The sequence below is a fragment of the Shewanella sp. 10N.286.52.A9 genome, from assembly GCF_041468985.1.
Lineage (GTDB): Bacteria > Pseudomonadota > Gammaproteobacteria > Enterobacterales > Shewanellaceae > Shewanella > Shewanella japonica.
The window spans coordinates 52,459-66,869 of record NZ_JBFRJQ010000007.1 but is presented as its reverse complement, the minus strand read 5'-3'; the positions used below and the strand labels follow the sequence as shown (position 1 = coordinate 66,869).

The 14,411-nt window shown below is 39.9% G+C and carries 15 protein-coding genes; 10 read left to right on the top strand and 5 right to left on the bottom strand.

What is annotated here, in order from left to right; genetic code table 11:
* Window positions 1–43 precede the first annotated feature (43 nt).
* From mak to AB4128_RS06485, 3 genes are all read left to right on the top strand, one after another.
* Entirely contained in the window at window positions 44–949 is a 906-nt protein-coding gene (gene mak, locus AB4128_RS06495; RefSeq protein ID WP_055023036.1) for a fructokinase, read from the top strand.
* A 465-nt stretch (window positions 950–1,414) separates the two neighbouring features.
* A complete protein-coding gene (locus AB4128_RS06490; RefSeq protein ID WP_327271688.1) occupies window positions 1,415–1,993 on the top strand; it encodes an ElyC/SanA/YdcF family protein in 579 nt (192 codons plus the stop codon).
* 35 nt (window positions 1,994–2,028) lie between these two features.
* A complete protein-coding gene (locus AB4128_RS06485) occupies window positions 2,029–2,718 on the top strand; it encodes a DUF2982 domain-containing protein (RefSeq protein WP_055023034.1) in 690 nt (229 codons plus the stop codon).
* Between the two features lie 92 nt (window positions 2,719–2,810).
* Here the strand turns inward: AB4128_RS06485 and AB4128_RS06480 are convergent, their stop codons facing one another.
* The 3 genes from AB4128_RS06480 to galE form a co-directional block, all read right to left on the bottom strand.
* Window positions 2,811–3,245, bottom strand: coding sequence for a polymer-forming cytoskeletal protein (locus AB4128_RS06480; RefSeq protein WP_055023033.1), 435 nt, complete (start codon window positions 3,243–3,245; stop codon window positions 2,811–2,813).
* Between the two features lie 170 nt (window positions 3,246–3,415).
* Entirely contained in the window at window positions 3,416–3,913 is a 498-nt protein-coding gene (gene napF / locus AB4128_RS06475) for a ferredoxin-type protein NapF (RefSeq protein WP_055023032.1), read from the bottom strand.
* A gap of 36 nt (window positions 3,914–3,949) precedes the next feature.
* A complete protein-coding gene (galE, locus tag AB4128_RS06470) occupies window positions 3,950–4,963 on the bottom strand; it encodes a UDP-glucose 4-epimerase GalE (RefSeq protein WP_372037266.1) in 1,014 nt (337 codons plus the stop codon).
* A gap of 359 nt (window positions 4,964–5,322) precedes the next feature.
* Between galE and phhA the strand changes: the two genes are divergently transcribed.
* The 6 genes from phhA to AB4128_RS06440 all read left to right on the top strand — a co-directional run bounded on the left by phhA (window position 5,323) and on the right by AB4128_RS06440 (window position 11,342).
* A complete protein-coding gene (gene phhA, locus AB4128_RS06465; protein ID WP_055023030.1) occupies window positions 5,323–6,120 on the top strand; it encodes a phenylalanine 4-monooxygenase in 798 nt (265 codons plus the stop codon).
* A gap of 34 nt (window positions 6,121–6,154) precedes the next feature.
* Complete coding sequence (locus tag AB4128_RS06460) at window positions 6,155–6,493, top strand: 4a-hydroxytetrahydrobiopterin dehydratase (RefSeq protein ID WP_055023029.1); 339 nt, start codon at window positions 6,155–6,157, stop codon at window positions 6,491–6,493.
* 220 nt (window positions 6,494–6,713) lie between these two features.
* Window positions 6,714–8,252, top strand: coding sequence for a transcriptional regulator TyrR (gene tyrR, locus AB4128_RS06455; RefSeq protein ID WP_055023028.1), 1,539 nt, complete (start codon window positions 6,714–6,716; stop codon window positions 8,250–8,252).
* A 344-nt stretch (window positions 8,253–8,596) separates the two neighbouring features.
* Window positions 8,597–9,583: a fumarylacetoacetate hydrolase family protein gene (locus AB4128_RS06450; RefSeq protein WP_065109183.1), complete on the top strand. Its 987-nt coding sequence runs from the start codon at window positions 8,597–8,599 to the stop codon at window positions 9,581–9,583.
* Between the two features lie 95 nt (window positions 9,584–9,678).
* Complete coding sequence (gene maiA, locus AB4128_RS06445) at window positions 9,679–10,329, top strand: maleylacetoacetate isomerase (RefSeq protein ID WP_211028290.1); 651 nt, start codon at window positions 9,679–9,681, stop codon at window positions 10,327–10,329.
* A gap of 461 nt (window positions 10,330–10,790) precedes the next feature.
* Window positions 10,791–11,342: a nucleotidyltransferase family protein gene (locus AB4128_RS06440; RefSeq protein ID WP_055023025.1), complete on the top strand. Its 552-nt coding sequence runs from the start codon at window positions 10,791–10,793 to the stop codon at window positions 11,340–11,342.
* A gap of 23 nt (window positions 11,343–11,365) precedes the next feature.
* On the opposite strand, the gene AB4128_RS06435 is transcribed toward AB4128_RS06440, so the two are convergent.
* The gene (locus AB4128_RS06435; RefSeq protein ID WP_235530837.1) at window positions 11,366–12,403 is read right to left on the bottom strand and encodes a hypothetical protein; all 1,038 of its coding nucleotides are present in this window, start codon (window positions 12,401–12,403) and stop codon (window positions 11,366–11,368) included.
* A gap of 445 nt (window positions 12,404–12,848) precedes the next feature.
* Here AB4128_RS06435 and ompW point away from each other — a divergent pair, with 445 nt between their 5' ends.
* Window positions 12,849–13,523 (top strand): outer membrane protein OmpW, encoded by a 675-nt coding sequence (gene ompW / locus AB4128_RS06430; protein ID WP_055023024.1) that lies wholly within the window; start codon window positions 12,849–12,851, stop codon window positions 13,521–13,523.
* A gap of 102 nt (window positions 13,524–13,625) precedes the next feature.
* Here the strand turns inward: ompW and AB4128_RS06425 are convergent, their stop codons facing one another.
* The gene (locus AB4128_RS06425; RefSeq protein WP_055023175.1) at window positions 13,626–14,366 is read right to left on the bottom strand and encodes an SDR family oxidoreductase; all 741 of its coding nucleotides are present in this window, start codon (window positions 14,364–14,366) and stop codon (window positions 13,626–13,628) included.
* Window positions 14,367–14,411: the final 45 nt, after the last annotated feature.

Genomic DNA, 14,411 nt, shown 5'->3' with positions numbered 1-14,411 from the left:
TACGTGTTAAATGATAGATTATAATTAAATGGAGAGTGAAGCTATGATGCGCATGGGTGTTGACCTTGGCGGGACAAAAATCGAGTTAGTAGCGTTAGCGGATGATGGCAGTGAGCTGTTTCGTAAACGTGTTCCTACCCCAAAAAATTATCCTGGAACCTTAGATGCGATAATTGGACTCGTTTCTGAAGCTGAAGCTGAAACTCAGCAAACAGGCTCAGTTGGTGTAGGGATCCCTGGCGTTGTTTCACCTTTTACAGGATTAGTTAAAAACTCAAATTCTACTTGGATTAATGGACATCCATTAGATAAAGATTTGAGCGCCCGTCTTGATAGAGAAGTACGAGTTGCCAATGATGCTAACTGCTTTGCTGTATCTGAGTCAGTAGATGGCGCCGCAGCAGGAAAAGGCGTGGTTTTTGGTGTGATTATTGGAACGGGTTGTGGCGGTGGTTTATCTATTAATGGCAAAGTCCACGGCGGGGGTAATGGTATCGGCGGTGAATGGGGGCATAACCCATTACCTTGGATGACGCCTGATGAGTTCAACTCAACATCGTGTTTTTGTGGCAATAAAGATTGTATTGAAACCTTTATTTCGGGGACTGGCTGGGTAAGAGATTTTCGCCGAGCAGGAGGTGAGGCTGACAGTGGAATACAAATTTCACAGATGATGGCTGAAGGGCATCCCTTGGCTACTCAAGCTTTTGTTCGTTATATCGACCGTTTAGCACGCTCTCTTGCCCACTTAATCAATATGATTGACCCTGACGTTATTGTATTAGGTGGCGGGGTATCGAACATTGATGCCATTTACAAAGAGTTGCCTAAGGTGTTGCCTAAATATGTCGTCGGCCGTGAATGCGACACGATAGTGGTCAAAAACCAGTTTGGTGCGTCATCAGGTGTACGTGGCGCAGCGTGGCTATGGGGTAAAGATAGCCATTAATGAACCTTTATGATTTGTTTTTGTATTGGTTATTTAGATCATAACACTTCAAATTCAGAGCATATAGAAACATGTTAGCGACGCTTATCATAGGGTCGCTTTTTTATGCTTAAAGCAATTTTATGTTCATCGTATTGGTGACGATATGATGTTGGTGAAATGTGGAGCGTGACTGGATAACATATAGGTATTAGTAATCTATTCCTTAACAAGCTAATATATTGCTGCGAATAATCTTTGGGTATCTTAATGTTTTGGCTTAAAAAAATACTTTCACAATTAGTCATGCCTGTGCCATTTACACTTTTGTGTTTGCTCATGGCTCTACTCATTTGGCGTTACTGTAGTAAACATAAAAAAGTTATTGGACAGCTGTGTCTATTTTTAGGCTTTTCAACCTTATTGGTCTTCAGTAACTCATATGTATCTGCTGCGCTATCCCATAGTTTAGAGTCAAGGTACTCAGTGAACGAAATTCCGCTGTCTTTTGCTTATGACGAAAATGAAAATTATCAATGCTATGTGATGGTGTTAGGCTCAGGCCATACTGAAAATAACGAGAACAGTGCTGTACAGCAGTTATCATCGACCGCACTTGCAAGGTTGATGGAAGGTCTACGGCAGCTAGATATCGCAGACAGGCCATGTACCTTAGTCGTCAGTGGTTGGAGCGGCGGAATTACCCCAACGCCCCATGCGATGATCATGAAACGTGCAGCCATTGAACTTGGGGTGCCAGCTGAAAGCATTACTATTTTTCCAACAGCGTTAGATACCATAGAAGAAGCACAAGCAATGAAGCAGCTGGTAGGAAAAACACCATTCATACTGGTTACTTCAGCGACTCATATGCCAAGATCGATAAAAATATTTAGCCAAGAAAATCTATTCCCAGTAGCTGCGCCAACGAACTTTATCAGTTCTACAGGCTATTGGTGGCGGTTTAGCGCTGAAAACTTGTTTATTTCTCAACGGTCGATTCATGAATATGTCGGGATGGAATGGCTAAAAGTAAAACGGTTTTTGATTGAAACCTTTGAATAACAACCTTTAATCCTTACAAGCTAAACGTTGGCAACATGACTCAAGAAAACACATTATTAATCAGTCCATTTGGTAAGCGTAATGGTATAACCTTAACCGTGTTTGGTTCGCTAGCGTTATTTATCAGCCTAGTGCTCTTTATTACTGCAAAACACCTATTTGGGATCGGCATTGTGTTGTTTGGTTTTGGAAGTGTGAGTTTAATTTTAGGTATCGCTAAAATTAACCAACCTAGTGCCAGTTTTAAGTTAACACAGGCAGGAGTCGAATATTTCCATCGACGCGGTACTGTCCATATCGGGTGGAACAATATCCAGCGAATTGATGTATCAAGAGTGACTCAAAACCTTGAATTAATCGAATTGCCTTACATTGGCTTTAAGCTCAAAAAAATTAACCCCATTCTAGACAATATTTCCCCACGATTGGCGACAGGTCTGTTAACTGAGCAGCGCCCGTTATTGATGACGGCAGCGACACAAGATGAAGACTTACAAAGTTTAGAAACCTACCTAGGCGCTGAGTTTACTCCTTTGGTCGTTAATGGGGATCGTTACAGAGGCGTGTTAGCAATGTTTGGCCATCGCTGTCAGACACTTGAAAGTCATCTCGGGTTTCATTTATATATTTCTGTAGATAGCCTTGATAGGGCACCAATGGCGTTTGTGGCTTTACTAAGGGAGTGGCAGCAAGAGTTTGGTGGAGAAGGAGAAGAAATAACGTAAACTTTGTTATTGTCTCGTGGGTGATGGTTCAAACATCACTTGAAACAACAACAAAGCTTATTAATACAGTTATCAACAAATTTAGGTGAAAACTAAGCTGTCACAGCAGCGGAAAGTTGTGGGTTATCAGTTTTTTCTTCTGATGAATCACTGATCACTTTTTCATTTGAGATTAACTGATGTTCTGCGCTTTCGTCATAAGCTTTGCGGTATCCGATAAACTGACCATTATCTAAGATTTCCATACGCTTACTGTAAACTTCACCATCAAAAGTACCTGTATTGGTGATTGATAATTTATCGCACGTAATATTACCTGTCATCAAGCCTGACACTGACGCTTCAACACAAATCACGCCACCAGTCACTACACCTGTTGATTCTACTGTTACGTTACCTGTTGCACGAATTTCACCGTTGATTTTGCCTGCAATCAAGACGTCCCCAACAACTTTGATATTACCCGTGACTTCACAGTCGTTTGCGATAAAACTGAGGTTGTTTGCCGGACTTTTTTTACTAAACATGTAGACTCTCTTTTCGCATAATTAGGCCGCAATAAAACTGATAAGCGCGGCGAAAATGACTTTGTTATAGATATTTAACATTTAATATAGCGACAATTAAATGCAAAAAAAACAATTAAATTTTGACTGTTAGGACTTTTTTTTGACGGCGGTCACTCAATTAGCCTCAATTACTCGGCTTTAACGTGAGTTTCTGTCACGGTAATTGACTGTGCAGGACAAGGAGATACGCATGCGCCGCAGCCAGTACAAGCATCAATATCAATAATGGGTTTAGGGATTTGACCGACTGCCATCTTAAATGTAATCGCTCTAGGATCGCATGCATCTTTGCAACTTTGACACCACACACCTCTGTAGGTCAGGCATGAATCATTGATTGACGCTTTAATTGTCCATGGTAAAGCTTGAGATACATCGAAAATCTTTTCTTCGCAGACGGTTGCACACTGCTGACAAAAAGTGCATTCATCTTCAGAAAATTTAATTTCTGGAAAGCCGCCATCTCCTTTAATAAGCACTTTGGTTTCGCAAGCATCGATACAGGCATTACAGCGAGTACATTCGTCAGTAAACTCGATAGAATCTATCACCCATGGCGGACGTTGAGCACTGTCTTTTCTGCGTCTGAATAGATTTCTACGGCTATGATTAATGGATTGGCTCATGATTTATTTCCAGCCTTACAATGATTCATTTCGTGTTTATTCTCGATAACCTTTAGGGTTTTTTGATTGCCATTGCCAGCTACTTTTAACCATTGACTCAAGGGTATGAGTGGGCTGCCAATCAAGTTCTTTTTGCGCCAAAGTCGCATCAGCGAAATAGGCGGCTAAATCTCCTGTACGGCGATCGGTAAAGCGATAAGGTATAGTCTTACCACTGGCTTGTTCAAATGCCGTAATTAACTCGATGACGCTATAACCTCTACCTGTACCGAGGTTGTAAGTCACAATGCCAGGGTTTTCAGACAGTTTATTTAAAGCCTTGATGTGGCCTGTTGCGAGATCTTCGACATGAATATAATCTCGAACACCAGTGCCATCAGGTGTGAGGTAATCATTCCCAAAAACGCGTAATTCTTTGATATTCCCAATCGCGACTTGGCAAATAAATGGCATTAAATTGTTGGGTATATCACTAGGATCTTCGCCTATTAACCCACTTTTATGGGCACCAACTGGGTTAAAATATCGTAATACAGCAATATTCCATTGGCTATCTGCAGCGTATAAGTCAGCCAATAGCTGCTCAACCATAAGTTTAGATTGCCCATAAGGGTTGGTAGCACCTGTTGCAAAATCCTCTCGAATTGGCAGACTTTCAGGTAGGCCGTAAACAGTGGCTGATGAGCTAAAGACTAATTTTTTTACATTATGCTCAGCCATGACTTGGCAAAGTATGATGGAACCTGTGACGTTGGTTTCATAATATTGCAATGGGTTAGTGACAGACTCACCTACCGCTTTTAAGCCTGCAAAATGAATCACTGAGTCGATAACATGATCGGTAAAGATTTTGTGTAACAGGGCTTTATTGAGTACGCTACCTTGATAAAAAGTGCAATCTTTCCCTGTAATTTGGCGGATTCTGTCGAGCGCATTAACGTTGGCATTCGATAAATTATCAACAATGATCACTTGTTGATTGGCATCTAACAGTTCTACGACAGTATGAGAGCCGATATAGCCAACACCGCCAGTCACTAGAATTGCCATGGTTTGTCCTTAACACTGTGGAGTAAAAAGTAATTGCTCATACTATTGTACTTAACTTAGCGTGATGAATATAACTTTTGTTACTGATATCCATTCGAATAATCAGTAAATAGCAGCATTCATTCTAAGATGCGCTACAAAAAAGTCTGCAACATTGATAGCCTTTAACTCATTCGTCAAACTATAACTACATTTTAAGTCTCTGTTTTTAAATTACTATTCTTTATCAATATTGACTTTGTAGCGAATGGTTTACGTTTTTAGCTAGCAAACTGCCAATCAATAAAGTGTGAGCCTGTTAACAAATATGAAACCTTAGCTCACTATGAAGGCAGAGAAGTTTACGTAAAGTGACACTTATGAGTAAAGCAACAAATTACACAGCTAAAATCCCCGATAGTCAGGGTTATATTCAGTACACTGATGAAGAACATGATGTCTGGCATGAGTTATATCAGCGTCAGATGGTTAACATGCCAGGACGTGCATGTGATGCGTATATGCAAGGCCTTAAGGCGCTCAATATGCCGACCAACAGGGTGCCGCAATTACAAGAAATCGATAAAGTGCTAACCGAAACGACTGGTTGGAAAACCGCGGGCGTGCCGGCTTTAATTTCTTTTGGAAAATTTTTTGAATTGCTAGCGAGTAAACAGTTCCCCGTCGCCACGTTTATTCGTACCAAAGAAGAGTTTGATTACTTACAAGAACCGGATATTTTTCATGAAATTTTTGGCCATTGCCCGTTATTGACGAACCCAGCATTTGCGCGCTTTTCACATATTTATGGTCAGCTAGGTTTGGCTGCATCAAAAGAAGAGCGGGTATATTTAGCTAGACTGTATTGGTTTACTGTGGAATTTGGTTTAGTCAAAAGTGCTGACGGCGGTCTTAATATTTATGGTGGGGGGATTTTAAGTTCTCCTGGCGAGACCTTATATGCGTTAAGTGATGAACCTGAACGTAAGCCATTTGATTTGATAGAAGTGCTAAGAACGCCTTACCGAATCGATATTATGCAACCTATTTACTATGTGATTGACAGCGTCGACTATTTGGATGAAATCGCTCAAATGGACATTATGGCTGCAGTGACAAAAGCACGTCAGTTGGGGTTACTTGAACCTAAATTTGCCCCAAAGACGATTGCAAGTTAATACGAATAAAAGAACAAAAAACTCAGGAGTAGTTATGTCTGATTTATCAGAATTAAAATGTGAAGCTTGCCAAATTGATGCCCCAAAAGTGACCGAGCAAGAAATGGTCGAGTTCAGTCAAATGATCCCAGAATGGACCGTAGAGAATCGTGACGGAATTAATCAGTTAGAGCGTGTGTATAAGTTCAAGAACTTCAAATTGGCGATGGTTTTTACCAATAAATTAGCTGAACTTGCTGAAGAAGAGTTTCATCACCCTGGTATTTTAACGGAATGGGGCAAAGTGACAGTGACTTGGTGGTCACACTCAATTAAAGGACTTCATAAAAATGATTTTATCATGGCGGCGAAAACCGACCAGTTGATAGACTAGCCAGCTTCATTATTAATTTCAGCAGGTTACGTTAACGTAACCTGCTGGAATACGTCATCTGTTACAATTCCGCTGTAAACAACACTTGCCACAAGCCGCATAACCTTTTAACGTATCGCTCACAAATAAAGAAGGATGACAATTTTCATTCAATTTTGAATGGTTATTGCCTTGAATCCTCGTATATTGCTGCAAAATGACTGATAGGGAATAGTTGTATATGCGTTTGGAAGTGAGTTGTTTAGATCGCATTGGCCTTGCGAAAGATATTCTTGAAGTATTAGAGACTTATGGCATTAATTTGATTGCAATTGATGCTAGTAACAAAGGTTTTCTCTATTTACAATTCGCTGAAATTGGGTTTGAAACCTTAAGCGAATTAATGCCACTTATTAGAAAAGTAGAAAGTGTTCATGATGTACGAACCGTATCGTTTATGCCTTCTGAGCAAGAGCATTATGCATTAAAAACCTTGTTAAAAACGTTACCCGATTCGGTATTTTCTATTAATTCCAAAGGGCGTATTCGTATCGTCAATGAATCTGCATTGTTGACCTTGAATATGCAAGAGCATGAAGTTATTGATGAATCACTAAATCACTGGGTTCAAGGCTTTAACTTTTCTCGTTGGTTAACAGAAGCACCTGTCTTAGCTCAAGCGACCCGAGTACAAATTGGTAGTAACGAGTATCTAGCTGAAATGCTCCCGATTTATTTACCAGATGAAAACAATGCCAGTATCTTAGCTGGTGCTGTTGTATCACTTAAATCGCCTGCCAGAGTAGGTAAACAGTTTAATGCACTTCAAAATCAAACAACGGGTTTTGATAATGTTCTTGCTGTTAGCGATAAGATGAAAGATGTCCTTAAGCAAGCTAAACGTATGGCACAACTTGATGCGCCTTTATTGATCACAGGTGAAACAGGAACGGGTAAAGAGTTAATGGCTAAAGCAAGCCATGATGCCAGTATGCGCCGTGAACATCCGTTTATTCCAATTAACTGTGCAGCTTTGCCTGATAGTGTGGCTGAGGAAGAGTTATTTGGTTTTGTTTCAAATGGTGATGTTATAAAACGTGGCCTATTTGAAGAAGCGAAAGGCGGCACCGTCTTTTTAGATGAAATCGCCGAAATGTCAAAAGCGGCACAAGTTAAGTTATTGCGCCTTTTACAAGATGGCACCTTCAGACGAATTGGTGGCGATGAAGAAGTCCGTGCTGATGTACGTATTATTTGCTCCACTCAGAAAAACCTAGCAGAGCTTTGTCAGTCTGGAGAGTTCAGAGAAGATCTATATTACCGAATTCATGTACTCAGTTACCACATGCCGTCGCTGCGCGAGCGAAAGGTTGATGTTATCCCATTAACTGAAATGTTCTTAGAGCATTACAGTCAGCAGCTATCAAGCCCACTTCGCCGTATTTCAGCATCTTGTCGTGATTACCTGTTTACCTATGCGTGGCCTGGTAATGTTCGTCAGCTTAAAAACGCTATTTTTAGAGCGGTTTCAATGTGGGATGGATCAGCTGAATTAACTGTTGAACAGCTTAAACTGCCGTCTTACGCTGAAGGGTTTGGTTATTTTGATGAAGAGTTTGAGGGTAGCCTTGATCAAGCAATGAAAGAATATGAAGCGTCATTGTTAAGGCGTTTATATCCTGCTTATCCAAGTACCCGACAATTAGCCAAAAAGTTAGGTGTTTCTCATACGGCGATTGCAAACAAACTTAGAGATTACAAAATCACTAAAAAGCGTTAGCCGTGAACTTAAGGTTCATTAGGTAAAACTGACTGTAACGATATAATGCCAGCAAAATGCTGGCATTATGGTATTTTTCAGGCATATATTGCTGATATTGCCACTATCTTGCACTGTGTATTAAAAGCTTTACAAAATCACCGCCAACTAACCAAAGTGTGATTTATCTCACGCTATATTAATTTGGCTGAGCTTAATGTATTCCTAGCGTTATAACGCTATTTTCGTTGATATTAACCCGCAATCTGTTCGGCAAATGCTTCATTAGCGTCTTAGGTACAGATTGCTAGAAATAACAATTTAAAATCTAGTATCAACTTTATTTGTTCCCTTTAGGAGTCAAAATGAAACTTGCAAGTTACAACAACGGCCGCCGTGATGGCCAACTTATGTTGGTGAGTAAAGATTTATCAAAAGCCGTTGCCGTTCCTGCTATTGCCAATACCATGCAGCAACTATTGGATGCATGGGATTTACTTAATCCTCAATTGCAAGAGCTGTATGAAGCGTTAAATGCTGGTCAAATGGATAATGCTATCGATTTTGATGAGTCACGTTGTCTGTCACCTTTACCACGTGCATACCAGTGGGCAGATGGTAGTGCTTATGTTAATCACGTTGAGTTAGTTCGTAAGGCTCGTGGTGCTGAAATGCCTGAGTCTTTTTGGACAGATCCGTTAGTTTACCAAGGTGGCTCTGATTGCTTTATCGCACCTAAAGCGGATATTGAAATGGCAAGCGAAGAGTTTGGCATTGATTTCGAATCTGAAATTGCCGTTGTTACGGATGATGTTGCAATGGGTGTTGATACCGATAATGCAGCTAAACATATTAAATTACTGATGCTAGTGAATGATGTGTCACTGCGTAATTTAATTCCTGGTGAGTTGGCTAAAGGATTTGGTTTTTTCCAATCTAAGCCTTCTAGTGCATTTTCTCCTGTTGCGATTACCCCAGATGAGTTAGGTGATAAGTGGCAAGACAGTAAAGTTCACTTACCATTAGTCACACATTTAAACGGCGACCTATTTGGCCAACCCAATGCTGGCGTTGATATGACGTTCAACTTCAGCCAACTGGTTTCTCATGTGGCTAAAACCCGTCCATTATGCGCTGGTGCTGTGATTGGTTCAGGCACGATATCAAACTATGATCGCAGTGCAGGTTCTAGCTGTTTAGCTGAGAAACGTATGTTAGAAATCATTGCAGATGGCAAAGCTTCAACTCCATTCATGCATTTCGGTGATACTGTCAGAATCGAAATGTTTGATGAAGAAAACAACAGTATCTTTGGCTCAATAGACCAAAAAGTGGTTGAGTACAAAGGCTAGTCGTTACGGTTTAATACCCTAAAGCAATAGCGCTATGCGTTATTGCTTTTTTTATGCTCATTAGGCTGTTAGCTCAATGATGATAAGGAGATAAAATGAAACTATATGGATACTGGCGCTCAAGTGCCGCCTATCGAGTACGCATTGCACTCAATTTAAAGCAACTGGTGGCAGAACAGGTTTCAGTGCATTTAGTTAACAATGGCGGGGAGCAGCATAGCGAGATGTTTGCAGCGTTAAACCCTCAGCAATTAGTTCCCGCTTTTGTCGACTCTAACGATGACGGGGAGTTTTGCCTTACTCAATCAATGGCAATTATTGAATATTTAGAAGAGCAGTATCCTCAAAGCCCACTATTGCCAAAAACGCCAAAGGATAGGGCGATTGTTCGTGCGATGGCGCAATCTATTGCTTGCGAAATTCACCCATTAGATAATTTGCGTGTGTTGCAATTTTTAGTGAAAGAGATGGATGTAGATGAAGAAGCTAAAATGAAGTGGTATCACCATTGGATCCACATTGGCTTTAAAGCATTAGAATCACAAATGAAGACTCATTCTGGCAAATATTGTTTCGGTGATACTCCTACGTTAGTGGATTTATGTTTAATCCCGCAGGTTTATAATGCTAAACGATTCAATGTTGATTTAACTGATTACCCGAACATTTTAAGAGTTTGGACGTATTGTAATCAACAATCTGCTTTTGCTGATGCCGCTCCAGAACAGCAGGCAGATGCCACTTAAACCTTGTTGACTCTTTCGCTATACAGCCAGTTAATGTTGAGCGTGTTCTACAATCACATGCTCTGACCACTTAACTGGCAGTTGCTCTTTTCAGTGCGTTATTCGTGTTTAAACTTACTATATATTTTCCAATATTTTTCCCTATCAACTTGAAATGGCGCGTTGTTTATTAATAGCTTAGTGGCATAAAATCAGTTAACTTAACTCACCAATATTAGCATGTGTTAATATTGTCATGTGTTAATATTGGTTTTGTTATTATTGTTTTTTGTCAAAATTGTCGTTTAGCAAGTTTTGTCGAAAGAGTCGCGTTATTTATCGATCAAAATGTAAATTATTAAAGTTCTTCATTAATTAAGCCGATAAAGTGGTAGCTTTTGATTTACCGTTTTTAAATCTGCAAATTAGCATCGGTACACTGTGGTTAATTTAAATAGTACAAATAACACTCGGAATAGGTCATGGATTTTGAATCTCAAATAAAACAGTGGATTACAAACGACCCAATGCGCATGAAAGCATTGGATCTGACTGCGCAAATGTTTAAAGAGCTTGAGGTTGATGATTGGTATATTGCTGCAGGTTTTGTTCGTAATTTAGTGTGGGATAAATTGCATGGTGCTGCGGAATCAGTATCAGATGATATTGACGTGATTTATTACTGCAATGAAGAAACCAGTGTTTATCGTGACAAGTTAATCGAACTTGCTTTAGCGGAAATGGCTTCATTCCCTTGGTCCGTTAAAAACCAAGCAAGAATGCACATAAAAAACCAGCATCCTGCTTATACTTCTGCTAAAGATGCGATGTCTTATTGGCCTGAACTGCAAACAGCGATTGGGGTGAAGCTCGATGAGCGTGGTGACATTGTCGTTGAGTCAGTGTTCGGTTTGCCTTGTCTATTTAACTTGACTGTAAATTACAATCCTAAAGCTGATGAGTCAGTGTTTATGGAGCGAGTTGCCAGCAAGCCTTGGTTTAATGAGTACCAGAATTTGTCATTAGAGCTTTAATTCGTTTAGTTAGCATAGCTAATTCAAACATTTTGAAATAACACTTCGATGGTGACAGTCAAAACGGCTTGATTCAAGCGCTCGCTGTCTTCATCTTCACTCCATGTGTATTCAGGCGTAATGCCAAAAAATAACCATTCTCTCAAATAACTTTGTCTATATGTGAGCCCAATACTGGCTTTATCAATATAATGGTAGGGCTTATTGACGCCATTTATTTTTGCTTGATAGCTAATGGCTTGTGTCTCACTAATATATTGATAAAGCTGTAAACCAGTGCCTATTTTCCAGCCGTTACCTTTATTCTCATATTGTGCTGCACTGTGCCAACGGAGCAAAAATTGAGGATTAAAAGCATGTTCAAAATCTAACTCTGTAGATTCACCTGTTACGCTTTTTTCCTGGTATAACTTTTGTGTAAATCGCCAAAGGCTGTTGTCCGAAATCGGTAAAGTGTAACGGTAGCGCGCTTCAATTTTGGGTTTAAAACTGGCTTTGATATTGAAACTACTTCTTTCTTTTGTATACCAGTCATATCGTAAGCCGACATCAACATCTCTTTCTTCATCAGGACGTTTAATAAAAGAGAAAGGATCATCTTCGCCCGTGGAGTCAAAAATAAGCTTTAATTTCTTGCTCATTCCCGGCAAGTTTAAACGCGCATTTAAGTTAGCTCGGTACTTAAACCCCTCCTTTTCAAAATAAGAGAAGTCGTTATACCAGCGAATGATGGTGCCTGCTCGTCCATCATCTTCTATACGATCATCGACAAAAAAGCTGTCAAACCAGATAGCGGGTTCGCAAAACTTGGTATTCAAATAAGCGAATGTTTTATCTAACGGTAGTTCTGATTGTGAGCGGCTATAGCATGGAGAGTCTTCAGTAGCGCTTTGCTCACCGTTGGCTTTTGTAGCGTTTGGTTTAATTTTTTGAACAGCTTCTACGGTTGAGTCGCTTGCCGTTTCTGATTTACTTTCAGCTTGCTTCGATGCTTGCTCAAAAACCGTACTCGCTTGAGTAGAGTTAATATTGGCAAACAACAATAGCCAGCTAATTATCATAAAAATTTGTTTTGATAGTCGCGACAAAGCGATGTGATTCCAAAAAGAAAGTCGATAAATTTGATTGTATCACTTATGTAACAAATTTCTGATGGTTAACATCTTAGTGGCATAAAACAAATCTTATACCAATTAGATAGATGAAATTGTTGTCAACATGTGAATTATTTATTTTGCCTGAATATTTATGCGATACCTAGAATTGAGTGAAATCTGTTCATTTTTAATACGATATGCTGGATTTATAGCTGTATATTAAATGCGTGTTATCTAAATCTGCTAGGTAAATGTGATCTCAGTCATTAATGTTGCTTACCTAGTTTGGTATGGGTGTTTTTATTGATTTGGATCAATATTGTTAATCAAATACTCTGGCAGTGTAGCGGCAATTGTTAACAGTGTTTGCACAAAGCACTAATTATGTTGCGCACATGGAGTTGTCACAATGAATAAAAAAATAGCCTTAAGTATTGTCGCAGCCAGTTTATTATCTACTGGTATTTCTTCTTCTGTTTTTGCTCACCAAGCGGGTGATTTTATTTTTCGTGTAGGGGCAGTTGCTGTCGCGCCGAATGATGAAAGTCAAAATGTTGATACCCCAGACTTAGGTGATTTAGGCCAATTCTCTGTTGATGACAACACTCAAGTTGGTTTAAATTTTGGCTACATGCTGACAGATAATTGGGGAGTTGAATTATTAGCAGCAACGCCTTTTACTCATGACATCTCAATTGCTGGCATGAAAGTGGCTGAAACTAAGCATTTACCGCCAACCTTAGTTGCACAATATTACTTTGGTAATGCGCAATCTAAATTACGCCCGTATATTGGTGTAGGTGTTAACTTTACTAACTTTTTTGACAATGAAATTACCAACAGTGTTGATGGTCGTTTATCTGACTTAAGCTTGTCTAACTCTTGGGGCTTAGCTGCTCAAGTAGGCTTAGATTACAACATTAATCAAAATTGGTTAGTTAATGCTTCAGTTTGGTATGCACAGATTTCAACTGATGCAAGCTTTAACTACGCGCCAAACGGTGGTGCAGATTCAGTACCTGTGACAATTGAAACTGATATAAACCCGTGGGTTTATATGGTGAGCGTAGGTTACAAGTTCTAAGTCAGAGCGTTATTGTTACCAAAAAAAACAGGAGCTTAGCTCCTGTTTTTATTGATTGACGAGACAGTATTAAATCAACTTTTACGCCATTTTTAACTAAGGCTATTTCTTCTTTTTGTTTTTCCAGTGGCGGGTGTTGTAAATAAATTCCGGCAACATCATGGTTAACCAAGCAACCAGACGCCAGCGTTTAGTCACATATACCTTACGTTTACCTTTTTTCATTGCTGCAATTATCTGATCTGCCACTTTAGCAAGAGGCGGGAGCCATAACTTACTTTGCTGCATCGCAGCCTTATCTAATAAGCCTAATTGAATATCTGTAATGGTGATGGGTAATTTCAGGCGCTGAGCATGCATACTCAAGCCTTCAAGGTAGTTCTGTGCATACGCCTTAGATGCATGGTAAGCAACGCTTGGTCCACCTCTCAGTCCGGCAATTGAGTTAATAGCGGCTATTTGGCCATACCCTTGCTCTCGCATGAGTCGGAAAGTGGTATTACAAATAGCAGTAAAACCAGTGACATTGACGTCAATAATATCTTGCTCAAGTTGCCATGGCAGCGTCTCGTTGTAACCATTTAGCCCTGTGTTTATTAAGACCAAATGTGCGCCATCAATTCGTTGCCACTCTTGTTCTAATTGGCGAATTATCTCAACAGGCTGCTCAATATTTAACGGTAAAACGTTAACTTCAGTCTCAAGTTGTGAAGCAAACTCTTTTAATGAGTCTGGATCTTGGACAAAAAGTGTCAAAGCAACTTTTTCTGCGGCCAATTTACGGGCGATTTCTTTACTAAGATGTGAGCTAGCGCCCACTATTATTGCGTTTGCTTGTGTCATGCGCTTTAAGGCTTCGAAATGATGACCTATGATAAAAACAACTGC